Raw genomic sequence first — 25,141 nt, forward strand, 5'->3', positions numbered from 1 at the left:
CCCCTCTGCGGAGGGGCGTTTTAGACGCAGCAGATTCAGGATGACTACGATGTCGGACGCACACACACAGGACGTATTGGACAAGGCCGTCGCCGAAGGCGGCGCCTACGAGGTGCTGCACAGGCGCCTGCAGGAGCAGGGCCAGCGCCTGCGCAGCTTGACCGAGACGCTCAACGGCCAGCGCCTGGCCGAGTTCGGCAGCAGCGCCATGGAGGCCATTGGTCGGGTGCGTATCCGCACCGAGAACAACTGCATCGCCCGCGATATCGTCCAGGTCGGCGAGTGCCTGCTGTTCGGCTACAACGTGTTCCTGGGGCTGAAGAAGGAAACCAGCGTCGCCGACGTGTTCTCCCTCTACCGCCTGGTGGAAACCCCTGACGGCTTCGATGCCGAATCGGTGCCGCTGGACGGCAGCTTCCTGGCTCAGGCCAGTTTCGTCGCCGATTTCAACGAGCTGTACACCTACTACAAGAACACCCGTCTGCTGCAGTTGGCCATCCGTGACGGCAAGCTGCTGGCGAGTTTCCAGATCGGTGAGCGCATCACCGACATCCGCGTGTTCCGTTGGTCGATCTCCATCGACGGCAAGGACGTGCGCTATATCGACAACCGTGGCGAGCGCGATATCGCGCTGCCGGCGCCGTTCGACTTCGAGTGGCAGAAGACCACCCGCGAGATGGTGGTCATGGGCCGCCATCCGCACGTCAACATCCTCGACAGCGTATTCGTCGAGACCGTTGGCGGCGATCTGACCATCAAGGTCGAGAACAACACCCAGGACGGCCAGGGTATCTACCGTGAAGCCGTGGTCGACAAGACCCAGTCGCTGGATGACGCGCAGATCGAATATGCCCGCCTGGGCAGCCTGATTCTGCTGAAGATCCTGCCGTACCGCGAAGAACAGTGGCGCTACCTGGTATTCAACAGCCTGACCAACCAGGTCGAGCGTATCGACGCCATCGGCCTGGCCTGCGTGCAGTTGCCGGAAGACCACGGCATCATCTTCCCCGGCGGCTACTACCTGCAGAGCGGCGAGTACAAGACCTTCGAACAGCCCATGGGCGGCATGCGCTTCAAACGCTCGGTGCGCTCGCCCAACGGCGAGGACGTGCAGTACATCTTCTATCACCCGGAAGAAGGCCGCGCGGCGCTATTCACCTACAACATGATCAACCGCCAGTTGCACAACCCGATCTTCGGTCACGGCTACGCGCGCCTGGAAGACGGGCGCATGGTGATCTTTTCCGCCGAGGGCAGCGAGCCGACGCGCATCCACCCGATGCAGATCTGGCAGACGCCGTTCGAGAGCGAGGACCATGCCGCACGCCAGCCTGCGCGCAGCGGCTTCTTCGGCCGTATCGGCAACGCCGAGCTGGTGCGTGGCGTGTCCGACCTGCTCAATCTGAGCCGTGAGATCGATAGCCGCGAAGTGTCGGTGGCGCGCTACACCCAGCTGTGCCAGAACACCCGTCGTCTGTTCGACGTCTACCATTGGCTGGGCGACGCCCAGTGCGCCGAACTGGCGCCGCTGCTACGCGAAGTAGCCGCCACGTCCGAGCTGGTATTGGATGAGTTCGAGAAGGTCGAGAGCATTCGCCAGCAGTCCGCGCGCGCCATGGCCGAGGCCGAGACGCGGCAGAAGAGCCTGCTCTCCGGCCTGCTGGTGGACAGCTGGGACGAGGTGCAACACTTCGTCGAGGCGCTCAACGCCATCACCGCGCAGCGCGGCCAGTTGCTGACCATCCGCGACTACCGCTACATCGACGTGGCGCGTATCGACGCCATGGAGACCGAGCTGCTCGAAGCCCAGGAGCGCGTGGCCGGCGCCACCTCGGCCTTCCTCGCCAGCGATGCGGCGCTGCAACCCTATGTGCAGCGCCTGGGCGAGCTGGATGTCCTGGCGCAGAAGGCCGAGACCGTCACCCAGCTCAACGAGCCGCTGGTCGAGATGCAGGAGATGGCCGGCAACCTCGACATGCTGTCGAGCCTGATGGCCTCGCTGAAGATCGATGACGCCACCCAGCGCACGCGCATCGTCGAATCGATTTCCGAGGTCTACGCCCGTCTCAACCAGGCCAAGGCGCGCGCCGAGCAACGGCGCAAGGGCCTGGGCTCGGCCGAGACCGTGGCGCAGTTCGGCGCCCAGTTCAAACTGTTTGGCCAGGGCATCACCAATGCTCTGGCGCTGGCCCAGGACCCGGAGAAGTGCGACGAACAGCTGTCGCGCCTGCTGGTGCAACTGGAAGAGCTGGAAAGCCAGTTCGGTGATCAGGAGCAGTTCCTCAGCGATATCCTCGGCAAGCGCGAGGAGTTGCTGGAAACCTTCGAGGCGCACAAGCAGAGCCTGCTCGACGAGCGTCAGCGCCGCGCCCAGGGTGTGCTCGACGCTGCCCAGCGCATCCTCGACAGCCTCGTCCGGCGTACCGCACGCCTGACCCAGATGGACGAGCTCAACGCCTTCTTCGCCGCCGACCCGCTGATTCTCAAGCTGCGCGAAATGGCCGAACGTCTGCGCGAGCTCAAGGACAGCGTCAAGGCTGACGATGTCGAGGCGCGCCTGAAGGCCGCCCGCGACCAGGCGGTGCGTGCGCTGCGCGACAAGAGCGAGCTGTTCGAAGAGCGCGGCAACGTCATCAAGCTCGGCCCGCGCCACCGCTTCAGCGTCAACACCCAGGAGCTGGATCTGACCCTGATGCCGCGCGGTGATCAGCTCTATCTGCACCTGACCGGCACCGATTTCCTCGAACCGTTGCGTGACGAAACGCTGGAAGGCCTGCGCGATTACTGGCAGGTCTCGCTGGAGTCCGAATCGCCTGCGCTGTACCGCGCCGAATACCTCGCCGGCCTGGTGCTGGACGCTGCTCTGAGCGGGCGTGAAGGCCTTAGCCTGGATCTACTCAAGACCCATCTGGCGCATCCGGAAGACCTGACTCGGCTGATCCGCGACTTCGCCGCGCCGCGCTACAAGGAGGCCTATGAGAAAGGTATTCACGACCACGATGCCGCGCTGATCCTGATCCAGCTGTTGCCGCTGCGCGAAAGCGCCGGGCTGCTGCGTTACGCGCCGGCCGCGCGGGGCTTTGCCGCGCTGTTCTGGAACCGCTGGGGGCAGGACATCGAGGCTGAGCTGTGGCCGGAGCGGGCGCGCAGCAGCCTGCACCTGCGCCAGTTGTTCGGCAGCGAGGACGGCGTGCAACGCCTGCGCGAAGAGATCGATGCGGCCATGCAGCGCTTCCTCGCCCAGCACCCGCTGGCGGTGACGGCCGCGCAGCGCCAGACGGCTGCGGCCTATCTGGTGGAGGAGCTGGCGGCCAAGCCCATCGAGTTCACCTTCAGCAAGTACGCGCGGCAACTGCTCGACACCCTGCAGCAGCGCATGCAGGCCAGCCATGTCTGGGACGACTACCGCGCCGCGCTGGACAACTTGCGCGGCCGCCCGGTGCAGCGCTGGTCGCTGGCGCAGACCTGGCTCGATGGCCTGTGTGCGCAGGATGCCAGCATGGCCGAACTTGCCGACTACGTGCCCGAGGCGATCGCTGTCAGCCTGCTGGACGACGAGTTCCCGCGGCGCTTCACCGAGGTCGACCTGCGCTTCAGCGTCAGTGGCCTGCTCGGCGACCATCCGCGTGTGCAGGATGGTGCCCTGGTATTGGCCATCGACGACTACTTCGCCCGTTTGCAGCAGCATCGCGGCGACTTCGTGCCGCAGCTGCAGCGCTACCAGGCGCTGCGCCAGGAGGTGATCAACCGCGAGCGCCAGGCCCTGCGCCTGAGCGAGTTCAAGCCGCGGCCGCTGTCTTCCTTCGTGCGTAACAAGCTGATCAACGACGTGTATCTGGGTTTCATCGGCGACAACCTGGCCAAGCAGATGGGCACCGCCGGCGAGAACAAGCGCACCGACCTGATGGGCCTGCTGATGCTCATCTCGCCGCCCGGCTACGGCAAGACCACGCTGATGGAGTACGTGGCGCACCGCCTGGGCCTGATCTTCATGAAAATCAACGGCCCGGCTCTGGGCCATGAAGTGCGTTCGGTGGACCCGGCGCAGGCGCCGGACGCCACCTCGCGCCAGGAGCTGGAAAAGCTCAACCTGGCGCTGGAGATGGGCAACAACGTGATGCTCTATGTCGACGACATCCAGCACACTCACCCGGAGTTCTTGCAGAAGTTCATCTCGCTGTGCGACGGCACCCGGCGCATCGAGGGTGTGTGGAAGGGCAAGACCAAGACCTACGACATGCGCGGCAAGAAATTCTGCGTGGTGATGAGCGGCAACCCGTACACCGAGTCCGGCGACGTGTTCAAGATCCCCGACATGCTTGCCAACCGTGCTGACATCTACAACCTGGGCGACACCTTGGGCGGCATGCAGGAAGCCTTCGCGCTGTCCTACATCGAGAACAGCCTGACCTCCAACCCGGTGCTGGCACCGCTGGCCACCCGCGACATGGCCGACGTCTACCGCTTCGTCGCCAAGGCCGAGGGCAAGCCGTTCTCCGCCAACGAGCTGAGCCACACCTACAGCGCCGCCGAGATCAACGAGATCACCTCGACCCTGCAGCGCCTGATGCAGATTCGCGATGTGGTCGGCCGGGTCAACCAGCAATACATCGTCAGCGCCGCGCAGGCCGACAGCTACCGCACTGAGCCACCGTTCAAGCTGCAGGGCAGTTACCGCAACATGAACAAGATGGCCGAGAAGATCAGTGCGGTGATGAACGATGCCGAACTGCTGCAACTGATCGCCGACCACTACCAGGGCGAGTCGCAACTGCTCACTACCGGCGCCGAGGAAAACCTGCTCAAACTCGCCGAGCTGCGTGGCAACATGACGCCCGAGCAGGCCGAGCGCTGGGCGCAGATCAAGCGCGACTTCATGCGCAACAAGGCCATGGGCGGCAGCGATACCGACGTTGGCGGCCGCGTGGTGGCGCAGCTCAATGATCTGGTCGAGAGCGTGCGTGGCCTGGGCGCCGGCAAATCGGCCGACGAGACGCCGAGTATTCCCTGGGAGCAGTTGCTGACTGGATTGGACAACCTCGGCAAGCTGCGCCCGCAGGTGGAGGTGGTTGCGCCGCCGCAGCAGGGTACGCAAAAATTGCTGGAAAGCCTGGCCGATAGCCTGGAGAACAGCTTCCTGCCGCTGATCAAGGCAATGGACAAGAAAATCGATATCGATTTGCGTACCCACAACCGCATGCTGGAAATCTCCACCCAATTGCGTGACCTTGGCTCGCTACTTGGCCAGGAGCAGCGCAGCGACGCCTCGGACAACGAGGCGCCGTGAGGCGAGGTTGGCTGGTTGAGTTGCGTCCGCTGCTGTTGATCAGCGGCGCGATGCTGCTGGTGCAACTGGTCAATGGCGCCCTTGGCGGCGCCTTGAATGTCTGGGGGCTGGTGCCCCGGCATATCGAGGCGCTGCCCGGCATTCTCCTCGCGCCCTGGCTGCATGGCAGTTGGGCGCATCTGCTCAGCAACCTCAGCGGTCTGTTGGTGCTCGGCAGCCTGGTGCTGCTGCGCTCACGCCGCGACTTCTTCTTCGCCAGCGCCTTTATCATCATCGGCAGCGGTCTGCTGGTCTGGCTGTTCGGCCGTATCGGCCTGCACGTCGGTGCCAGCGGCTGGCTGTTCGGCTTCTGGGGGCTTTTGCTGGCGCGGGCCTGGTTCGAGCGCAGCCTGCTCGACCTGTTGTTGGCCGTGCTGGTGTTCTTCCTCTACGGCGGCTGGTTCTTCGGCCTGCTGCCGCGTGCCGGCGTTTCCTTCGAATACCACCTGGCGGGAGCTTTCTGCGGTGTTCTCTATGCCGCGCTGAGCCGTCGTAAATATCGTTAAAAGGGACTTTAAATGGATTTCAATCGACTCGATCAGCAACTGCGTGACAGCCTGGCCGATCTGCGTCTGAGCAATGAGGAGCGTGACGAGCTGCGCCAGCTGGGCAGCGAGTTGAATCAGGATCAGGTGCGCTTCATGCGCAACCGCGCCTTCGCCCTGGCCCGCGAGTTGATGCGTGAGCCGGAGAACGTCGAGCCTGCGCTGAAATGGCTTGAGCAGGTGATCAAGACCCTCGACAGCGTTGGCAGCGCGCCGCGCGTGGAGCATGCCAGCGCTCACTTCAGTCCGGGCGAGAGCTGCCGGCGTAAGATTCGCGAGCTGTGCCGCCAGGCGCGCAAGAGCGTGGAGATCTGCGTCTACACCATCTCCGACGATCAGCTCAGTGAGGAAATCCTTGCCTGTCACGAGCGCGGCATCGCCGTGCGAGTGATCACCGACAACGAAAAACAGTTCGATGTCGGCAGCGATATCCAGTGGCTGCGTGACAAGGGTGTGCCGCTGCGCATCGACGCCGGGCCTTATCACATGCACCACAAGTTCGCCCTGTTCGATGGCCGCTTGCTGCTCAACGGCAGCTTCAACTGGACGCGCAGCGCCACCACCAGCAACGAGGAAAACCTGCTGGTGATCGACCATCCGCAGCTGCTGGCAGCCTACAGTCGTGAGTTCGAAGCACTCTGGGCACGCTACGCAGGTAATTGATGAAACATCCTCACGCCCGCCAGTTTCTCGGTTTCTATCGCAGCTGCTACCTGGCCGACAGCCGCGACCTGGACCTGGACAACCTCGGCAAGCTGCCTGCCAACCGCTGGGCCTGGCTCGATGGGTGTGAGGAACTGGCCAGCGGCGGCATACCCCTGTTGCCGCTGTCGGCCGAGCTGGGGCGTGCTTTGGCCGAGGCGCAGGCGCTGTATCAGTGTGAGCTGCAATTGGTCTACGGCGTGCTGCCGAACTGTGGCCGCCTGCAATTGGAGGGCGGTGGTTCGCAGGCGATCTGCGGCCCGCTGTTCTATTACGAAGCGAGCCTGCAAGCGATGGCGGACGGGCAGAGCCACTTGCTCGCCATCGACCCGCAGCAGGTGCATGGCAACTGGCGTCTGCTGCGCATCTGTTGCGCCGCTACCTGGAATTCCTGCACAAGCCTGCTGTCAGTTGGCAGGCGAGGGCTGTGGAAAGCGCCCGCCAGAACCTGTGTCAGGCGCTCGAAAGTCAGGGTGTCAGCGTGTGGAGTCACTATCCGCTGGCCGGGCAGGTGCTGGATCTGTTCTGTCGCCGCGGCGACAAGTGCCTGGCCATCGACCTGATCGGCTTTCCGGGGGAGGGCGAAGGCTTTCTCGAACTGGAGCGCTACCTGGTGCTGGCGCGCGCCGGCCTGGAGACCTTGCCGCTGAGCTACGGTCTATGGCGTGAGGCACCAGAGCAGGCGTTGCAGGCGGTACTGGAGCGGCTCTGAGGGGTATTCATCCTGCCCCATAGATATGAATTTGCCCCCAGCTGCGCCAGGACTGGTCGTCGTTCAGACACTCTTGCAGTTGCGTTTGCAGGCGCTGATAGCGTTGTGCATCCGTCTCCTTCACTGCCGCGATGGATTGGTGCAGGCGCTGCAGGTTGGAGGTGCCGCAGCTGCCGATCAGCGTGTGTAGGTCGATGCAGGCGAGCGCCTCCTCCAGTAGACCGGCATCGAGATAAGCCGTCATCAGCGGCTGCTTCATATCGTCCTCGGCAAGTTTCTGGGTCAACATTTCTCTGGCTTGCTCGAGCTCGCCCATGTCGATCAGAGCCCGCATGATTTCGTTGTAGTGATACGGCGCGTCCTCTGGCGCGATACCCTCGCCTGCCTCCAGTTGCTGGCGCAGCTGCAGCAGTAAATCCCTGGCCGCCTTGGGTTGACCCAGTTTATCCAGTAGCTGGCTGTAGAGGATGCGTTCGCTCAGGCTGTCCTCGGCGTCGAGTTCGGCGTGCAGCCGTTCGGCCTCTTCGAGGAAGTTGCGCAACGACCAGTTGTCGCGCTGAGCAGGCGCACGACTGGCCTGTTCACGTAGCAGGTGCTGCAGATGATAAAGGCGCATGCCTGGCCAGGAGGCCTTGCCTTGTTCGCCGACGAGTAGGCGCTCGGCCTGGCGCCGCAGGCTGGTCGCCCATGACGCGTTGCTCTGTGCGTGCTCCTCGGCCAGGCTCAGTACCAGCCAGTGCTGGACCGAGACATCCAGGCACTGCATTTCTCGATCCAGTAGTTGCTGGGCCTGGGTGATGTCGCCACGCCGTGCATGCCAGCTGACATGGCACTGCAGCAGGTGCGACGTCAGACCGTCCTTCTGCGTTGCAAGCAGGCGCTGCAAAAGTTCGGGCCGTTGGGCCTCGATGAAATGCTCGAAGAGCTGCGGCGCATCGATCATGTAGGCTTTCGATGTATCCGTCGCAGCCAGCAGTTCCAGTGCCTCGTCGTATCGTCCGTGGGCCGCCAGAAGCTCCACGACGCTGTATCCGGGCAGATCGCTGCGCTGGGCAAGTTGCAGCAGGTGTGGATAGTGTTGCAGATCAGCCAGTGTTTGTAGCAGTGGGCGCCAGCTGAAATCCGGTTCGTTATTGCTGTCGAGCTGTGCCTCGACCCTGGCCAGGATTTCATCGGCCTGCTCTGGCTGGTCACACGCCTGTCGCAGGCGAGCGAGATCCAGCAGTTGCCCTTCACTGATCTGCTGATTCAGGTCCAGGGCATCCAGTGCTTTGCGAGCCTCTTGCGTTTTGCCCTCGGCTAATAGCAGCGTGCCGTACGTTAGCGGTGAGTTGGCACAGGTGACGTCGAAACGTTTCTGCAGCTGGAGGGCCTTGCCGGCATCGCCTCTGCTCACCAACTCCTGCAGCATCGTCTGCAGGGCCTGTTCACGGTAAGAAGAGTCAAGTTTCCAAAGCAGCTCCAGCGCCTCTTCTTCGCGATTCAACAGCATCAGTCTTGAGCAGAGTGAGACGTGGGCGAGTTGCCAGGCGTCGCCCCAAAGCTGTGCGGCCAGCGCCATGGCGAGGTCGGGGGCGCTGCCTTGCAGCACGAATATGCGGTTGAGTTGAGTGGCCTCGGTGGGGGTGAGGCGAGCTGTGCCGCCCTGCAGCTCGAGCTTGGGTTCTTCAGGTGCATGGGACACGTGAAGAACGAACAGAATAAAGACGATAGCGATGATTCCAACGAACAGCTCCACGACGACTTCCTTATCAGCTAACGATCCCTGGCCGGCCTGTTGCTCATGCTCGGCCGAGGCGTTTTATACGGATTGTCAGGCTGGCTTACAACCGTATTGCACAGCATTTGCCAACCGGTTTGAGGGAGAGGCGCATGTCCCGGCAGCGGGGCGCGCGGCAAGCTAATCTCGCAGGGTGGCTTGACGAACGAAAAGAGGGTGGCCTAGGTCTGTCTGATAGACCATCGATATACCGGGGGGCTCATGACGCTGCGCAACGCTGTTCAACTGATCACCTATCCCGACCGCCTGGGACGTAACCTGGGGGAGCTTTACCAACTGTTGGATCGGCATCTGGGTGACGCCCTTGGCGGGGTGCATATCCTGCCGCTGTATCCGTCCAATGCCGATGGAGGCTTCTCGCCGCTCACCCACATGGAGGTGGATCCGCGCTACGGCGACTGGGCGGATGTCGAGCGCATCTCCGCGCGCTTCGACCTGTGCGTCGATCTGGTGATCAGCCATATCGCCGACGAGTCGCCGGAGTTTCTCGATTTCATTGCACATGGTCAGGACTCGCCCTACGCGGATCTTTTCGTGCAGGTAGACAGCTTCGGCGAAATCACTCACGACGACCTGGCCAAGATCCATATCCGCAAGGAAAAGGAGCCGTTTCGCGAGGTGCGCCTGGCCAATGGTGAAACCTGTCGGGTCTGGTGCACCTTCACCGAGCGACAGATCGACCTCAATTACGACTCGCCGAAAACCTACCAGTTGATGGAGCAGTACATGGCCTTTCTCGCGGCGCGCGGGGTCAAGCTGTTTCGTCTGGATGCCTTCGGCTACACCACCAAACGTATCGGTACCAGCTGCTTTCTGGTGGAGCCGAACGTGTACCGCATCCTCGAATGGTTCCGCGAAACCGGGGCCAAGTACGAGGCCGAGATGCTGCCGGAGGTGCATGACCACATCAGCTACCAGTACGCCATCTCACGGCGGCACATGCGCCCCTACGGTTTCGCCCTGCCGCCCTTGGTACTGCACGCATTGCTCAGTGGCAGCAGCCGTTATCTGAAGAACTGGTTGCGCATGTGCCCGCGCAATCAGATCACCGTGCTCGATACCCACGACGGCATCTGCATTCCGGATGTCGAAGGCATGCTGCCCGAGGCGCAGATCCAGTACCTGATCGACGAGGTCTCGACCCGCAGCGCCGACCCGATCATGCGTCGCTCGGCGGTGAACGTGCACAGCGTCGGGGCCATCTACCAGCTGACCTGCACCTTCTACGAGGCGCTTATGCGCAATGACGAGGCTTATATCGCCGCACGCGCCATCCAGTTCTTCGTGCCGGGTATCCCGCAGGTTTACTACGTTGGCCTGTTGGCTGGCTGCAACGACTTTGACCTGCTCGAGCAGACCGGCGAGGCGCGCGACGTCAATCGCCATTACTACAGCCTTGAGGAGGCCGAGCAGGCATTGCAGCAGCCACTGGTGCAGCGCTTGCTGGCGCTGATGCGCTTTCGTTGCCAGCATCCGGCTTTCGAGGGGCGTTTCGAGCAGAACTATGCGGCTGACGACCAACTGCTGCTGGCCTGGCGTCATGGCGAGCATTACTGCCGTTTGCACCTCGATCTGAGCAGCCTGCAAGCGATCATCGATTACACTGATGAGCAACTGAGGATCTGCCGTATGACCTGTTGAAGGTCGGCGGGGGCCATGCTTTCGCGTTAGACTTGCGCTCTTTCGACCAGTCAAGAAGCCCGCCATGGCCCTGCCATCGACCACCTACAAGATCGACATGAACCTCACCGACATGGATCGCAGCGTTTACGAAAACCTGCGTTTCACCGTCGCTCGCCACCCGTCCGAGACCGAAGAGCGCCTGGCCGCGCGGCTGATTGCCTATGCGCTGTTCTACCACGAGCAACTGGCGTTCGGTCGCGGCCTGTCGGACGTCGACGAGCCGGCGTTGTGGGAAAAGAGCCTGGACGATCGCGTGCTGCACTGGATCGAAGTGGGTCAGCCCGACAGTGAGCGCATCACCTGGTGCTCGCGGCGTACCGAGAAGTTCAGCCTGGTGGCCTATGGCAACCTGCGCGTATGGCAGACCAAGTGCCTCGACCCGGTGCGCAGCCTGAAGAATATCAACGTGGTTGCGCTTGGCCAGGAGGCATTGGCCAACCTGGCGCTGGACATGCCGCGTTCGCTGAACTGGAGCGTGATGATCAGCGATGGCGAGTTGTTCGTCACCGACGAGCGCGGTCAGCACGAGATTCCCATTGAGTGGCTCGCTGGTCAGCGTTGAAACCGTAGCCCGGATGCAATCCGGGAAAATGGTTTTGCACATTCCCCGGATTGCATCCGGGCTACGGTTCAGTTCCCTCTCCCCTCGGGGAGAGGGCTAGGGAGAGGGGGATTTCGGCGACTCGGTGTTGCTGGATGAACCCTCTCCCCCAGCCCCTCTCCCATAAATGGGAGAGGGGAGACAAGCCACTCCCATGCGAACATGAAGAAGTCCCATGCGTATCGAAGCCCGTCCCTTACCCGCCCAACTGCCTGATCTGGGCAGCCTGCCGCCTTTGCTGACCCGTCTCTACGCCGCCCGTGGTGTGCAGTCCGCCGAGGAACTGGACAAGGGCCTGGCGCGGCTGATCCCGTACCAGCAACTGAAGGGCATCGACGCGGCGGTCGAGTTGCTGGTCGAAGCCTTGGCGCAGCGTCAGCGCATCCTCATCGTCGGCGACTTCGATGCCGATGGCGCCACCGCCAGTTCGGTCGGGGTGCTTGGCCTGCGCCTGCTCGGCGCGGCGCATGTCGATTACCTGGTGCCGAACCGCTTCGAGTACGGCTATGGCCTGACCCCGGAGATCGTCGCCGTGGCCCTCGAACGCCAGCCTGATCTGCTGCTGACCGTCGACAACGGCATTTCCAGCGTCGATGGCGTGGCGGCGGCCAAGGCCGCCGGGTTGACGGTGCTGGTTACCGATCACCACCTGCCAGGGCCGGAACTGCCGGCCGCTGATGCCATCGTCAACCCGAACCAGCCAGGCTGCGAATTCCCCAGCAAGGCCATGGCCGGCGTCGGCGTGATGTTCTACGTGCTGCTGGCGCTACGTGCGCGGCTGCGCGACAGCGGCTGGTTCGCCAGTCGTGCGGAGCCCAATCTGGGCGAGCTGCTCGACCTGGTGGCACTAGGTAGCGTCGCCGACGTGGTGCCGCTGGATGCCAACAACCGCATCCTGGTGCATCAGGGCCTGGCGCGCATTCGTGCCGGGCGGGCGCGGCCGGGTCTGCGCGCAATTCTCGAAGTCGCCGGGCGCGACCACCGCCGTATCACCTCCACCGACCTCGGCTTCATCCTCGGCCCACGGCTGAACGCGGCCGGGCGTCTGGATGACATGAGCCTGGGCATCGAATGCCTGCTGTGCGACGACGAGGCCCTTGCTCGCGACATGGCGGTGCAACTCGACCAGCTCAACCAAGACCGCAAGGCCATCGAGCAGGGTATGCAGCGCGAGGCGCTGGCCCAGCTCAAGGATCTGCCAGTGGCGGACATGCCGTTCGGCTTGTGCCTGTTCGAGCCGGACTGGCACCAGGGCGTGATCGGCATCCTCGCCTCGCGCCTGAAGGAGCGTTATCACCGCCCTGCCATCGCCTTTGCCGATGCCGGTGACGGCCTGCTCAAGGGCTCGGCGCGCTCGGTGCCCGGGCTGCATATCCGTGATGCACTGGATGCCGTGGCGGCCAAGCATCCGGGGCTGATCAGCAAGTTTGGCGGGCATGCCATGGCCGCCGGGCTGTCGCTGCCGCAGGAAAATTTCGGCGCGTTCGCCGTCGCCTTCGACGCCGAGGTGCGCCGTCAGCTGTGCGAAGACGACCTGACCGGTCGCCTGCTGTCCGACGGCCAGCTCGATGCCACCGAGTTCCACCTGGAACTGGCCCGCGCCCTGCGCAACGCCGGCCCCTGGGGCCAGCACTTCCCCGAGCCGCTGTTCCATGGCGTGTTCCAGATCGTCAATCAGCGCATCGTCGGTGAGCGTCACCTCAAGCTGGTGCTCAAGACCGAATGCGGCAGCGTGCAACTCGACGGCATCGCCTTCAACATCGACCGTGAGGTCTGGCCCAACCCAACCTTGCGCTGGGCTGAAGTGGCCTACAAGCTCGACCTCAACGAGTTTCGTGGCAATGAAACCGTGCAACTGATGGTGGCGCATATCGCTCCGCGTTGATTGCGGCTGCAATGAAATTCGGCGTTACCAATATGTCCGGCTGGCTGGGGCGAACTCTGCTAGAAACGCTCGTCAATACAACCGATGTCGGTTGAGGGGCATGCGGAATTTCCCTGTGTTATCCAGGGTCGGATGCACCGGTGCCTATTTTTCAGGAGAGTTCGCGATGAACACCAGCAATCTGCTCGACCAACTGCTCAAGGCCGGCCAGCAGGCCATGCAGAAGCCAGCGACGAAGAACACCCAGGGGCAGCAGGCAGGCGGTTTGGGTGGCCTGCTCTCTGGTGGAGGCCTGGGCAGCCTGCTCTCGGGTGCGGGGGGCGGCGCGCTGGCGGCCGGTGCGGTCGGCCTGCTGCTGGGCAACAAGAAAGCGCGCAAGATGGGCGGTAAGGCACTGACCTATGGCGGCCTGGCTGCCCTGGGTGTGATGGCGTACAAGGCTTACGGCAACTGGCAGGCGCAGCAAGCCCAGCAGGGCGGCGCGCAGCCGGTCGAACCGCAAACCCTGGATCGTTTGCCTGCAGCGCAAGTCGAGCAGCACAGCCGCGCCATTCTCAAGGCCCTGGTAGCGGCAGCCAAGGCCGATGGTCATGTCGACGAGCGTGAGCGTCAGTTGATCGAAGAGGAACTGGGCAAGCTGGCGCAGGACGCCGAACTGCAGAGCTGGCTGCACACCGAACTGAACAAACCGCTGGATCCGGCCGATGTCGCGCGTGCCGCCAGCACGCCGGAAATGGCCGCCGAAATGTACCTGGCCAGCGTGCTGATGGTCGACGAAGAGCACTTCATGGAGCGCGCCTACCTCGAAGAGCTGGCGCGTCAGTTGAAGCTGCCGCTGGAGCTGAAGGCGGAGCTGGAAACCCAGGTGCGCTCGCTGCCGGCCGGTGTCTGAGTCGTCTTCTCGTTTCAGTCCGCATGCCGGGCATGGCCCGGCATCGCCTCATCAGCATGATCGCTCAGGTAGGCTTCGACGGCCGCGCTAACCGTTGGTTGCAGGTGCCTTGGCTGATCGTCGTGCAGTAACCCAAAGCGCCGCAGCTTGTCCTTGAGCGGCCCCTTGACCTCGGCGAAGTGCAGTTCGATGCCGGCCTCGGCGAGCATGCGATCCAGCTCGCCGAGCATGTCGGCAGAGGTCACGTCGATGCTGGTGACCGGTTCGGCGGCGATCACCACGCGGCGCACTGGCGCGGGGGCTCGTTCTAGCGCCTGCAGCAGGCATTGCTGGAACAGCTCGGCATTGGCGAAGAACAGTGGCGCGTCCCAGCGAAACAGCAGCAGGCCGGGTATCTGCCGCGCATCGGGGTGTCGCTTGATGTCATGGAAACCACGGATGCCCTCTACCTGGCCGAGAACGGTGTAGTACGGGCGCCAGCCATCCCAGAGAAATTCGATCACCGCCAGCACCACGGCAATGCCGATACCGGGGATCACGCCGAAGGTCAGCACGCCGGCGAAGCAGGCCATCGACAGCCAGAACTCCCATTGCTGCACGCGGAAGATGCGCCGCAGGTCGGTGACCACGAACAGGCCGATGACAGCGGCAATCACCACCGCGGCCAGCGCACTGGTGGGCAGGTACTGCATCAGATCCGGGGCCAGCACCAGCAGCAGGGCAACGCTGAGGGCGCCGACGATACCGGCGACCTGGGTCATCGCGCCTGCCGCTTCGGCGACCGGCGTGCGTGAGGCGCTGCTACTGATGGGAAAACCCTGAAACAAACCACCGGCCAGGTTCGCCGCGCCAAGGGCGACCAGCTCCTGATTGGGGTCTACTGGGCGTCCGGTACGGGCTGCGTAGGTGCGCGACAGCACGCTGGTGTCGGCGAACGCGACCAGGGCGACGGCGATACCGCCCAGTACCACGCTGGCCAGATCGACACCGCTGAGCCGGGGCAGGGTGAAACTGGGCAGCCCCTGGGGCAGCTCGCCGAGCACCTGTACGCCCTGGCTATCGAGCTCGAACAGGGCCACCGCCAGGGTTGCCAGGGTCACGGCGATGAGGATGCCAGGCAATTGCCGGAAGCGGCTCAGCAGCAGGATCAAGGCCAGGGTGCCGGCGCCGACGAGCAGGCTGTAGAGGTGGGCCTGGCCCTCGATCAGCGCGCTGGCGATGGCCCATAGGTCGCTGAGCGGACCCTGGCTGTCGATGCTAAAGCCGAACAACTTGGGCGCCTGGCTGATCAGCACGCTCAGCGCAATACCGTTCATGTAGCCATAGCGAATGGGCTTGGACAGCAATTCGGTGATGAACCCCAGGCGCAGCAGCCCGGCTATCAGGCAGGTGAGGCCGGCCACCACGGCCATCATGCTGGCCAGGGTCACCGCGCGCATCGGGTCGCCGCCGGAGAGTGGCAGCACCACGGCGAGAATCAGTGCTGCCAAGGCCGAGTCCGGGCCGAGCACGAGAATACGGCTGGGGCCGAACAGGGCGTAAGCCAGCAGCGGCACGATGGTCGCGTACAGGCCATAGATGCCGGGCACGCCGGAAGCCTCGGCATAGGCAATGCCCACCGGTACCAGCATGGTGGTCAGCACCAGGCCGGCGGCAATGTCCTTGGGTAGCCAGGCCAGGCGATAGTCCCTGAGCGTTTGCAGGCCCGGAAGCCAGCGTAGCCAGCCGCGCTGTTGCGAAATGGCAGGAAGCGGCGTGTGTGGCTTGCGTGCAGGCGCTGGTGGCATCGCGGATGGGCTCGGGCAGGAATGCCTACAAGTAAAGCGCAGGGCACGGATGCTTCACCATAGCTGCCAGTCGATGGGCGCACATTCAGCCGCTGCCTCAGACCAAAAGATCATTCATCCTCGCCCCCGGCTTGTTTTAGGCTGTTGGCCAACGACAAGAACGACACGCGAGGATGCTTATGTCGCAACTGCCACTGGAAGCATACGACTACCTGATCGTTGGCGCCGGCCCAGCCGGTTGCCTGCTGGCCAATCGGCTTTCCGCCGACCCTGGCGTCAGCGTGCTGCTGATCGAGGCGGGCGGGCGCGACAACTATCCCTGGATTCATATCCCGGTTGGCTACCTGTACTGCATCGGCAATCCGCGTACCGACTGGTGCTACAGCACCGAGGCCGATCCCGGTCTGCATGGCCGTTCGTTGAAGTACCCGCGTGGCCGCGTGCTTGGCGGCAGCTCGTCGATCAACGGCATGATCTACATGCGTGGCCAGGCCGCGGACTACGATGGCTGGGCTGCGGCGGGCAATCCCGGTTGGGCCTGGCGTGATGTGTTGCCGCTGTTCAAACGCTCGGAGAATCATTTCGCCGGCGCGAGCGAGCTGCACGGTGGCGACGGCGAATGGCGGGTCGAGCGCCAGCGTCTGTCGTGGGAGATTCTCGAGGCCTTCCGTGAGGCGGCGGCGCAGAATGGTATTGCCAGCGTCGATGACTTCAACGGTGGGGATAACGAAGGCTGCAGCTACTTTCAGGTCAACCAGAAGCGCGGCGTGCGCTGGAATGCCTCCAAGGCCTTTCTGCGCGATATTCGCCAGCGCCCCAATCTGCAGGTGCTGACCGGCGCCGAAGCCGAACGGCTGGAGCTGGAGGGCAGTCGTGCCCGTGCCCTGCATCTGCGCTGCCAGGGGCGGGCGCTGCGGGTGGCGGCACGTCGCGAGATCATCCTGTGTGCCGGCGCCATCGGTTCGCCGGCTTTGCTGCAGCGTTCCGGCATCGGCCCAAGGCCGCTGCTTGAACGCCTGGGTATCGGCGTCAGGCACGAGCTGCCAGGTGTCGGTGAGAACCTGCAGGATCACCTGCAACTGCGCCTGATCTACCGCGTCGAGGGCGTGAAGACGCTCAATCGCATTGCGGCTACCCCTTGGGGCAAGCTGGGCATGGGCCTGGAGTACCTGCTCAGGCGCAGCGGGCCGCTGTCCATGGCGCCCAGCCAGCTTGGTACCTTCGCCAAGTCCGACCCCGGCCAGGCGCGCGCCAATCTGCAATATCACGTGCAGCCATTGTCGCTGGAGCGCTTTGGCGAGCCCTTGCACGATTTCCCGGCCTTCACCGCATCGGTATGCAACCTGCGCCCGACCAGCCGCGGCAGCGTTCAGATTGCCTCCGTCGATGCCAGCGTAGCCCCGCTGATACGCCCAAATTACCTCAGTGACGAGCGGGATCTACAGGTGGCAGCCGATGCCATCCGCCTGACCCGGCGCATCGTCGCCGCGCCCGCCCTGGCCGGCTACCGGCCCGAGGAATACAAGCCAAGGCCACAGTACCAGAGCGAGGAAGACCTGCAGCGCGCTGCGGGCGAGATTGGCACCACCATTTTTCACCCGGTCGGCACCTGCGCCATGGGCCAGGGCCGTGAAGCGGTGGTCGATGCGCGTCTGCGCGTACATGGTATCGCCGGGCTGCGTGTGGTCGACGCGTCGATCATGCCGAGCATCACCTCGGGCAATACCTGCTCGCCGGTACTGATGATCGCGGAAAAGGCCGCGCAGATGATCGCTGCTGATGCGCGAGCAGCGATAAGCATGGTGCCGCAGCGCGAGCCTGGCTGCGCGGTGAGCGCGTGACCGCTCGACCGAGGTGCCTCGGCGGGCGAGACGACAGGTGTGCTCTGCTAGCATTGGACGTCGATGACTGGAGGCGAACATGGCTCTGCGTGTAGCGCTGATCGGGTTGGGCTTGCTTCAGGTCGCCACGGGCCTTGTAGCGGGTGACCTGGCGTTGGACCAGCGCGCCCTGCTCCTGGAGGACAGTAGGTTGCCGCGTGAGGCGGCTCTGGATCGTCTGCAGCAGGTGCGCTTCGCCTTTCGCGAGGCGGCGCCCGAGGCCGGCGAGTGGCCGCTGTGGTCGCGTACTTACGGCATCCAGGGGAGCTGGGACGACGCCGGCCTCGAGCGCCGCGGCGAGGGGCTGCTGATGGGGATGGATCGTGCTCTGGGCGGACAGTGGATCGGCGGTGTGCTGGGTGGAGTGGCGCGTGCCCGGCTGGATCATGATCAGGGTCATGGCCGCACCGACAGTCGTTATCTTGGGGTCTACGCCGCGACTCGGGTATACAACCAGTTGGGGTTTCGGCTCGGGTTGCTGCACGGCTGGCACGAGCTGGAACGGCGCGATAACGCGCGCAGTTGGCAGCTGTTTGGCGAAAGCAGTTACGCCATGGACTATCGCAATTTCACCCTGGAGCCATTTGCCGGCCTGGCGTTAGTGCATCTGGATGCCGACGCCCGGCGTTTCGAGGGACTGCGCCTGGCGGCAGCGCACGAGCAGACTGGTTACCTGACGCTTGGCTGGCGCCTGGCCGCGCCCTGGTACTGGCAACAGCGCAAGTGGGTAGGGCGTGCCAGTCTGGCGCTGCGGCAGAACCTGGGCAGCGACCGCTTGCGTGACGAGGCGGTCGACGGCCAGGGCGTACTCCAGCAGATGCACAGTCGTGAGTTCGAGCGCAGCAGCCTGCGTCTCGACCTGAGTCTGGATCATGAGCTCAGCCGCAGTCTCTACCTGGGCCTGACCTATGCAGGCCATTACGCCGAAGACGCGCGCGACAACGCCTTGGCCGCACGTCTGAGCCTGAAGTTCTGAGCGCGCCCCGCCGGTCAGCCAGCGGGCTGCCAGGGGGCTTCGAGTCGGGTATACTCGCCGGCTTTTCAGAAACTTTGCGGTCACGGCTCTTGCCGTGCTCGGCCAGGGTAGCGCATTAGCCGCTCGGGCGAGCCGGATTGAGCCGTTTCGCGTCTTTTGCCCGAGAGTGCTGCCCACCATGGAAATCAATCCGATCCTCAACAGCATCAAGGACCTGTCCGAACGTACCCAGTCAATTCGGGGGTATCTTTGACTACGATCACAAGCATGATCGTCTGGTCGAAGTAAACCGCGAGCTGGAAGACGCCAGCGTCTGGAACAAGCCCGAGTACGCCCAAGCCCTGGGCCGCGAGCGCGCCATGCTGGCGCAGATCGTCGAAACCATCGACGACCTCACCGGCAGCCTGGCCGATTCCAAAGATCTGCTGGAAATGGCCGCCGAAGAAAACGACGAAGGCGCGGTGAACGACATCGCCGCCGAAGTCGAGCGCCTGCGCGAGATTCTCGAGAAGCTGGAATTCCGCCGCATGTTCAGCGGCGAGATGGACCCCAACAACTGCTACCTGGATATCCAGGCCGGTTCCGGCGGCACCGAGGCCCAGGACTGGGCCAACATCCTGCTGCGCATGTACCTGCGCTGGGCCGACAAGCGTGGCTTCGACGCCACCATCATCGAGCTGTCCGAGGGTGAGGTCGCCGGTATCAAGGGCGCCACCGTGCACATCAAGGGCGAGTATGCCTTCGGCTGGCTGCGCACCGAGATCGGCGTGCACCGCCTGGTGCGCAAGAGCCCGTTCGACTCCGGCGCGCGTCGCCACACCTCGTTCTCGGCAGTGTTCGTATCGCCCGAGATCGACGACAAGGTCGAGATCGACATCAACCCGTCCGACCTGCGCATCGACACCTACCGCTCCTCCGGCGCCGGTGGTCAGCACGTCAACACCACCGATTCGGCGGTGCGTATCACCCACGTGCCGACCAACACCGTGGTCGCGTGTCAGAACGAACGCTCCCAGCACGCCAACAAGGACACCGCCATGAAGATGCTGCGGGCCAAGTTGTACGAGTTGGAGATGCAAAAGCGCAACGCGGCTTCGCAGGCGCTGGAAGACAGCAAGTCCGATATCGGCTGGGGGCATCAGATCCGCTCCTACGTGCTCGATGACTCGCGCATCAAGGATCTGCGTACCGGCGTCGAGCGTAGCGACTGCCAGAAAGTCCTCGATGGCGACCTCGACGGCTACCTCGAGGCCAGCCTCAAGCAGGGCCTGTAAGCCCAGTAATCAATCCGTGGGAGCCGGCTTGCCGGCGCCTGCTCAAAATCTTGTACGACACGCCAGGCAGAAAAAGCGACCATGAGCGACCAACAACTCGACCACAACGAACTGCAACAGGAAGAAAACAAGCTGATTGCCCAGCGCAAGGAAAAGCTTGCTGCCGTCCGTGAGCAGGGCATTGCCTTCCCCAACGATTTCCGCCGCGATCGCCTGTGCGCCGACCTGCAGAAACAGTACGAGGGCAAGAGCAAGGAAGAGCTGGAAGCCGCCGCCATCCCGGTCAAGGTGGCCGGGCGCATCATGCTCAACCGTGGCGCCTTCATGGTCATCCAGGATACGTCCGGGCGCCTGCAGGTCTACGTCAACCGCAAGACCCTGCCGGCCGAGCAACTGGAAGCGGTCAAGCACTTCGACCTGGGCGACATCATCGCTGCCGAGGGCACCCTGGCCCGCTCGGGCAAGGGCGACCTGTACGTCGACATGCAGAACGTGCGCCTGCTGACCAAGTCGCTGCGCCCGCTGCCGGACAAGCACCATGGCCTGACCGACACCGAGCAGCGCTACCGCCAGCGCTACGTCGACCTGATCGTCAACGAGGAAGTGCGCCACACCTTCCGCGTACGTTCGCAGGTGATCGCGCACATCCGTCGTTTCCTCAACGAGCGCGGTTTCCTCGAAGTGGAAACCCCGATGCTGCAGACCATCCCCGGCGGCGCGGCAGCCAAGCCGTTCGAGACCCACCACAACGCGCTGGACATGGCCATGTTCCTGCGTATCGCGCCAGAGCTGTACCTCAAGCGTCTGGTGGTCGGTGGCTTCGAGAAAGTCTTCGAGATCAACCGCAACTTCCGTAACGAAGGCGTTTCGACCCGGCACAATCCCGAGTTCACCATGCTCGAGTTCTACCAGGCCTATGCCGACTACCGCGACAACATGGACCTCACCGAGGAGCTGTTCCGCGAGCTGGCCCTGGCCGTGCTGGGCAGCACCGACGTGCCCTATGGCGACAAGGTATTCCACTTCGGCGAGCCGTTCGTGCGCCTGTCGGTGTACGACTCGATCCTCAAGTACAACCCGGACATCACCGAAGCTGACTTGAACGACGTCGAGAAGGCCCGCGCCATCGCCAAGAAGGCCGGCGCCAAGGTGCTCGGCCACGAAGGCCTGGGCAAGCTGCAGGTGATGATTTTCGAAGAGCTGGTGGAGAGCAAGCTGGAGCAGCCGCACTTCATCACCGAGTATCCGTTCGAAGTGTCGCCACTGGCGCGTCGTAACGACGACAATCCCAACGTCACCGACCGCTTCGAGCTGTTCATCGGTGGTCGTGAGATCGCCAACGCCTACTCCGAGCTCAATGACGCCGAAGATCAGGCCGAGCGTTTCCTCGCCCAGGTGGCCGAGAAGGACGCCGGTGATGACGAAGCCATGCACTACGACGCCGACTTTGTCCGCGCCCTGGAGTACGGCATGCCGCCGACGGCTGGTGAAGGCATCGGCATCGACCGCCTGGTGATGCTGCTGACCAACTCACCGTCGATCCGCGACGTCATCCTGTTCCCGCATATGCGTCCGCAGGCTTGATGCCAGACAGAAAGCCGCCTTCGGGCGGCTTTTTGCTACCTGTCGTTGCACTTTTCACGGCAATTTCACCGCTCGCCAGGGCTGTAAGCGAAACGGAGCCTTTTGCTTGCCTGTCCAAGCCATTACTCTCCCTGTCATAACTAGAACCTAGAGGGTCGACCCATCTTGAGCTCCGTGCCCGCGTCCCCGAATGCCACCCAGGCAGCCAATGCCGTCGCCGAAAGCGTCCAGTACCAGGGCCGCAAGGCCAGTCGTCAGGGCAGCGAGCAGCGCCGTCAGGCGATTCTCGATGCCGCCATGCGTATCATCGTGCGCGATGGCGTGCGCGCCGTGCGCCATCGTGCGGTGGCGGCCGAGGCGCAGGTACCCTTGTCGGCCACGACCTACTATTTCAAGGACATCGATGACCTGATCACCGATACCTTCGCCCAGTTCGTCGAGCGCAGCGCCGCGCAGATGGCGGCATTCTGGGCCGGTACCCAGGGCGTGCTGGAGGAGATGGTCGGGCGCCTGGATGGCAGCGAGCAGGCGCGTCGGCAATTGGCTGACGAAATCGCCGCTCTGGCGGTGCAGTACGTGCAGCGTCAGTTACGTGAGCGTCGTGATCACCTGATCGCCGAGCAGGCATTCCAGCAGGAAGCCTTGCTCAATCCACGACTGCGCGAGCTGGTGCGAGCGCACCGGCAGATCCTGCAGCAGGGTGTCACCCACTTCTTCGAAGTGCTGGGCTCGCGCCAGCCTGAACAGGATGCCGTGCTGTTGACGGCCGCCATCGTGCGGATGGAGTATCAGGGCCTGCTAGACGGTGTAGAGCACCTGGACAGCCAAGGAATGCTGGCCATCCTTAAACGCTACATGAATCTGGTTCTGGGGTTGTAAACCGTCGATCATCGGGTCGAACGGCCTTCACAAGGAGAGCGTAATGAAAGCCTGGCGCGCATTGGTCGCCCTGTCCTTCCTGCTGTTGAGTGGTTGCCTGGTCACCTTCAAGGACCCGATTCCGGCCAACGAGGCTGCCCCGATACCTCTGCTGGGCGAATGGACCCGGCAGGACGAGTGGGGCGACCAGCTATTTCTGGAGATCACCCGTGCCGGTTCCAACCTCTACCTGGCGCGTATCTATGAAGGCAGCGCGGACAACGAAAGCAGCTTCGAGGAGTTCGGTTTCACCGTCGCTCATCATGGCCGCCGCTGGTACCTCTCGGCGGGCCTGCCGAAGAGCCTGGGGGCCAACTTCGCCATTGCCGGTTTCGAGTTGACCAAGGACAACGAGCTGGTGCTGTACAACCTCGACACCGACCGCATTCTCCAGGATATGGAAAAGGGTCTGCTGGAAGGGCAGACCGTTTCCATGCCCGAAGCGGACGGCGCATTGATCACCAGCCCGCTGGACAAGGTATTCGCTTACCTCGACGACCCGGCCAATGCCGACCTGTTCGTCGAGGTGGCGCGTTATCAGCGGGCCGCCGAGTAGGAACTGCAATGAACAGCCAGCAGAAACTGGACGACTATCAGCTCTGTATCCGCGCCCTCAGTGACCGCATCGTCGAAGCGCAAACGCCCATCCGTGTACTCGATGCGGTGAAGTGGGACGACGGCATCCGTGACGGCTTTCTCAAGGCCAAGGGCAAGCAGCCACCGGCCGTGGATCGCGACTACTACCTGAGTCGGCCGCTGGCCTTCGATGCCGCCGCGAAGAAACTGGAATTCCAGAACATCGAGCGTGACATCACCCGTCAACTCGGCCAGTTCAATCCGGTCGGGCAGATCATGCGGCGCATGTGCAAGGAATACCGCATGGTCATCCGCATGCTCGAAGCGCGTGGTACCGAGGACTTCGGCCTGATCAGCCAGGAGCTGTATGGCGCTGCCTCCGACGCCTTTCATGCCGGTGATCCGACCCTGGCCGATCTGGGCCTGATGCTCTCGGACTACCTCAACAACATCGCTGCGCGTGGTGACCTGGAAGACGAAGCCAAGACCCTCGGTGCCAGTGATGCGGTGAACATCCTGCAGCAACGTCTGGCCGGGGTGTTCGGCGACGACACCATTCGCGTGTTCGAGTCCGACGGCATTCTCGCCGATGCTGCGGCAGGCGCCGACTACATCAAGATCCGCAGCGATGCGCGTTTCAACGAGCGTGACGTCAAGGCGCTGGAGGTGCATGAAGGCCTGGTGCATGTCGGCACCACGCTCAACGGCCTCAACCAGCCGATCTGCACGTTTCTGGCCAAGGGCCCGCCCTCATCGACGGTGACCCAGGAAGGTCTGGCCATTCTCATGGAAGTGATCGCCTTCGCCTCCTATCCGACCCGTCTGCGCAAGCTGACCAACCGCACCCGCGCCATCCACATGGCCGAGGAGGGCGCGGATTTTCTCGAGGTGTTCGAGTTCTTCCGCGAGCAGGGCTACGGCCTGGAAGGCGGCTACAGCAACGCCAGCCGGGTGTTCCGCGGCTCCTTGCCGACGGGCCTGCCGTTCACCAAGGACCTGTCATACCTCAAGGGCTTCATCCTGATCTACAACTACATCCAGTTGGCGGTGCGCAAAGGCAAGCTGGAGCAGATTCCGCTGCTGTTCTGCGGCAAGACCACCCTGGAGGACATGCGCACCCTGCGCAAACTGGTGGACGAGGGCCTGGTGCAGCCGCCCAAGTACCTGCCGCCGCAGTTTCAGGACATGAACGCGCTGTCGGCCTGGATGTGCTTCTCCAACTTCCTCAACCATCTGAGCCTGGATCGCATCGAAGCGGACTACGCCAATATCCTCTGATCGGTGCCGCTCTGGCATCAGACTACCTCTGTAAAGGGATTTACCTCATGGAACACTCGGTTTTCGAGCGACAAGGGCAGCTCACGGATCGGCTCGTCAGCCCGGCGGCCTATAACCTGGTCATTGGTCTGACCCTGCTCTGGGGCTTGCTGTGCAACTGGTGGATGGTGGCTAACATCAGCACTGACTGGCTACGCGGCATCAACCCCTGGGTGTTCTTCGGCGGCTACTTCGCCTCGTGCATGCTTGGCGTCTCGCTGTTCGCTCGCTCCAGAAATGCATTGGTGAGCTTCGTCGGTTACAACCTGGTGGTGGTGCCATTCGGCCTGATCGTCAACCTGGTGGTCGACCGCTACGACCCGAAGCTGGTGCAGGAGGCAATTCGTATCACCGCGCTGGTCACGGTGGGCATGATGATCCTGGGTACGCTGTTTCCTGCCTTCTTCAGGCGCATCTCCTCAGCATTGACGGTGGCCCTGCTGGTGGTGATCGTCGTGGAGCTGGTGGAGATTTTCGTGTTCCGTGCTCGTCACGGTATCCTCGACTGGATCGTGGTGGTGATTTTCTGTGGCTACATCGGCTACGACTGGGGGCGCGCCAACCAGATTCCGAAGACCCTGGACAACGCGATCGACAGTGCGGCTGCGTTGTACATGGACATCATCAACCTGTTCCTGCGCATCCTGCGAATACTGGGCCGCAAATGATCGGCTGATCCCGTGGTCTGTTTGCTGGAGCGGGA

General features: G+C 63.3%; 19 protein-coding genes. 17 read left to right on the forward strand and 2 right to left on the reverse strand.

What is annotated here, in order from left to right; all coding sequences use genetic code 11:
- The first annotated feature begins 49 nt into the window (after positions 1-49).
- From BLS08_RS05170 to BLS08_RS05190, 5 genes are read left to right on the forward strand one after another with little or no spacing between them, the layout of a single operon-like run.
- A complete protein-coding gene (locus tag BLS08_RS05170) occupies positions 50-5,287 on the forward strand; it encodes a DNA repair ATPase (RefSeq protein ID WP_017675120.1) in 5,238 nt (1,745 codons plus the stop codon).
- Positions 5,284-5,832, forward strand: a complete 549-nt coding sequence (locus tag BLS08_RS05175; protein WP_017675119.1) for a rhomboid family intramembrane serine protease — start codon at positions 5,284-5,286, stop codon at positions 5,830-5,832. Before BLS08_RS05170 ends, BLS08_RS05175 begins: the two co-directional genes overlap by 4 nt.
- Positions 5,833-5,844: 12 nt before the next feature.
- On the forward strand, positions 5,845-6,534 hold the full coding sequence (locus BLS08_RS05180; RefSeq protein WP_017675118.1) for a phospholipase D-like domain-containing protein: 690 nt from the start codon (positions 5,845-5,847) through the stop codon (positions 6,532-6,534).
- Entirely contained in the window at positions 6,534-7,136 is a 603-nt protein-coding gene (locus tag BLS08_RS05185; RefSeq protein WP_231976596.1) for a hypothetical protein, read from the forward strand. The genes BLS08_RS05180 and BLS08_RS05185 overlap by 1 nt, the downstream gene beginning before the upstream one ends.
- The gene (locus BLS08_RS05190; protein WP_081593803.1) at positions 7,085-7,285 is read left to right on the forward strand and encodes a hypothetical protein; all 201 of its coding nucleotides are present in this window, start codon (positions 7,085-7,087) and stop codon (positions 7,283-7,285) included. The genes BLS08_RS05185 and BLS08_RS05190 overlap by 52 nt, the downstream gene beginning before the upstream one ends.
- Before the next feature lie 7 nt (positions 7,286-7,292).
- On the opposite strand, the gene BLS08_RS05195 is transcribed toward BLS08_RS05190, so the two are convergent.
- The gene (locus BLS08_RS05195; RefSeq protein WP_017675115.1) at positions 7,293-9,023 is read right to left on the reverse strand and encodes a tetratricopeptide repeat protein; all 1,731 of its coding nucleotides are present in this window, start codon (positions 9,021-9,023) and stop codon (positions 7,293-7,295) included.
- 243 nt (positions 9,024-9,266) lie between these two features.
- On the opposite strand from BLS08_RS05195, the gene gtfA reads away from it, so the two are divergent.
- The 4 genes from gtfA to BLS08_RS05215 all read left to right on the forward strand — a co-directional run bounded on the left by gtfA (position 9,267) and on the right by BLS08_RS05215 (position 14,126).
- Entirely contained in the window at positions 9,267-10,706 is a 1,440-nt protein-coding gene (gene gtfA / locus BLS08_RS05200) for a sucrose phosphorylase (protein WP_017675114.1), read from the forward strand.
- Between the two features lie 64 nt (positions 10,707-10,770).
- Entirely contained in the window at positions 10,771-11,310 is a 540-nt protein-coding gene (locus tag BLS08_RS05205) for a YaeQ family protein (RefSeq protein ID WP_017675113.1), read from the forward strand.
- 214 nt (positions 11,311-11,524) lie between these two features.
- On the forward strand, positions 11,525-13,234 hold the full coding sequence (recJ, locus tag BLS08_RS05210; RefSeq protein WP_017675112.1) for a single-stranded-DNA-specific exonuclease RecJ: 1,710 nt from the start codon (positions 11,525-11,527) through the stop codon (positions 13,232-13,234).
- A 166-nt stretch (positions 13,235-13,400) separates the two neighbouring features.
- Positions 13,401-14,126 carry a tellurite resistance TerB family protein gene (locus BLS08_RS05215; protein ID WP_017675111.1) on the forward strand — a complete coding sequence of 242 codons (726 nt, stop codon included), beginning with the start codon at positions 13,401-13,403 and terminating at the stop codon, positions 14,124-14,126.
- Positions 14,127-14,140: 14 nt separating this feature from the next.
- On the opposite strand, the gene BLS08_RS05220 is transcribed toward BLS08_RS05215, so the two are convergent.
- A complete protein-coding gene (locus BLS08_RS05220; protein WP_017675110.1) occupies positions 14,141-15,913 on the reverse strand; it encodes a SulP family inorganic anion transporter in 1,773 nt (590 codons plus the stop codon).
- Positions 15,914-16,092: 179 nt separating this feature from the next.
- Between BLS08_RS05220 and BLS08_RS05225 the strand changes: the two genes are divergently transcribed.
- The 8 genes from BLS08_RS05225 (at position 16,093) to BLS08_RS05260 (ending at position 25,106) form a co-directional block, all read left to right on the forward strand.
- Positions 16,093-17,754 (forward strand): GMC family oxidoreductase, encoded by a 1,662-nt coding sequence (locus tag BLS08_RS05225; protein ID WP_017675109.1) that lies wholly within the window; start codon positions 16,093-16,095, stop codon positions 17,752-17,754.
- A 79-nt stretch (positions 17,755-17,833) separates the two neighbouring features.
- Positions 17,834-18,769, forward strand: a complete 936-nt coding sequence (locus BLS08_RS05230) for an autotransporter outer membrane beta-barrel domain-containing protein (protein WP_017675108.1) — start codon at positions 17,834-17,836, stop codon at positions 18,767-18,769.
- A 178-nt stretch (positions 18,770-18,947) separates the two neighbouring features.
- Positions 18,948-20,043, forward strand: a protein-coding gene (gene prfB / locus BLS08_RS05235) for a peptide chain release factor 2 (RefSeq protein WP_100227586.1) whose coding sequence is annotated in 2 segments (ribosomal slippage) — positions 18,948-19,019 and positions 19,021-20,043 — 1,095 coding nt in all. Because the reading frame shifts where the segments join, the coding sequence is not laid out codon by codon here.
- 81 nt (positions 20,044-20,124) lie between these two features.
- Positions 20,125-21,627, forward strand: a complete 1,503-nt coding sequence (gene lysS, locus BLS08_RS05240; protein WP_017675106.1) for a lysine--tRNA ligase — start codon at positions 20,125-20,127, stop codon at positions 21,625-21,627.
- A 165-nt stretch (positions 21,628-21,792) separates the two neighbouring features.
- Positions 21,793-22,506, forward strand: a complete 714-nt coding sequence (locus BLS08_RS05245; RefSeq protein ID WP_021490309.1) for a TetR/AcrR family transcriptional regulator — start codon at positions 21,793-21,795, stop codon at positions 22,504-22,506.
- A gap of 43 nt (positions 22,507-22,549) precedes the next feature.
- Positions 22,550-23,101: a hypothetical protein gene (locus BLS08_RS05250; protein ID WP_017675104.1), complete on the forward strand. Its 552-nt coding sequence runs from the start codon at positions 22,550-22,552 to the stop codon at positions 23,099-23,101.
- A gap of 8 nt (positions 23,102-23,109) precedes the next feature.
- On the forward strand, positions 23,110-24,399 hold the full coding sequence (locus BLS08_RS05255; protein WP_017675103.1) for a flavohemoglobin expression-modulating QEGLA motif protein: 1,290 nt from the start codon (positions 23,110-23,112) through the stop codon (positions 24,397-24,399).
- 47 nt (positions 24,400-24,446) lie between these two features.
- Positions 24,447-25,106 carry a Bax inhibitor-1 family protein gene (locus tag BLS08_RS05260; protein ID WP_017675102.1) on the forward strand — a complete coding sequence of 220 codons (660 nt, stop codon included), beginning with the start codon at positions 24,447-24,449 and terminating at the stop codon, positions 25,104-25,106.
- Positions 25,107-25,141 lie beyond the last annotated feature (35 nt).

Source organism: Ectopseudomonas chengduensis, from assembly GCF_900102635.1.
GTDB classification, from domain to species: Bacteria; Pseudomonadota; Gammaproteobacteria; order Pseudomonadales; family Pseudomonadaceae; genus Aquipseudomonas; species Aquipseudomonas chengduensis.

What these genes read in the sequence shown, in the direction of transcription:
- BLS08_RS05250 (WP_017675104.1), top strand. Translation starts at nt 22,550, where the DNA reads ATGAAAGCCTGGCGCGCATTGGTCGCCCTGTCCTTCCTGCTGTTGAGT.
- BLS08_RS05255 (WP_017675103.1), top strand. Translation starts at nt 23,110, where the DNA reads ATGAACAGCCAGCAGAAACTGGACGACTATCAGCTCTGTATCCGCGCC.
- BLS08_RS05180 (WP_017675118.1), top strand. Translation starts at nt 5,845, where the DNA reads ATGGATTTCAATCGACTCGATCAGCAACTGCGTGACAGCCTGGCCGAT.
- gtfA (WP_017675114.1), top strand. Translation starts at nt 9,267, where the DNA reads ATGACGCTGCGCAACGCTGTTCAACTGATCACCTATCCCGACCGCCTG.
- BLS08_RS05220 (WP_017675110.1), bottom strand. Translation starts at nt 15,913, where the DNA reads ATGCCACCAGCGCCTGCACGCAAGCCACACACGCCGCTTCCTGCCATT.
- BLS08_RS05225 (WP_017675109.1), top strand. Translation starts at nt 16,093, where the DNA reads ATGTCGCAACTGCCACTGGAAGCATACGACTACCTGATCGTTGGCGCC.
- BLS08_RS05205 (WP_017675113.1), top strand. Translation starts at nt 10,771, where the DNA reads ATGGCCCTGCCATCGACCACCTACAAGATCGACATGAACCTCACCGAC.
- BLS08_RS05215 (WP_017675111.1), top strand. Translation starts at nt 13,401, where the DNA reads ATGAACACCAGCAATCTGCTCGACCAACTGCTCAAGGCCGGCCAGCAG.
- BLS08_RS05185 (WP_231976596.1), top strand. Translation starts at nt 6,534, where the DNA reads ATGAAACATCCTCACGCCCGCCAGTTTCTCGGTTTCTATCGCAGCTGC.
- BLS08_RS05170 (WP_017675120.1), top strand. Translation starts at nt 50, where the DNA reads ATGTCGGACGCACACACACAGGACGTATTGGACAAGGCCGTCGCCGAA.
- lysS (WP_017675106.1), top strand. Translation starts at nt 20,125, where the DNA reads ATGAGCGACCAACAACTCGACCACAACGAACTGCAACAGGAAGAAAAC.
- BLS08_RS05230 (WP_017675108.1), top strand. Translation starts at nt 17,834, where the DNA reads ATGGCTCTGCGTGTAGCGCTGATCGGGTTGGGCTTGCTTCAGGTCGCC.
- recJ (WP_017675112.1), top strand. Translation starts at nt 11,525, where the DNA reads ATGCGTATCGAAGCCCGTCCCTTACCCGCCCAACTGCCTGATCTGGGC.
- BLS08_RS05260 (WP_017675102.1), top strand. Translation starts at nt 24,447, where the DNA reads ATGGAACACTCGGTTTTCGAGCGACAAGGGCAGCTCACGGATCGGCTC.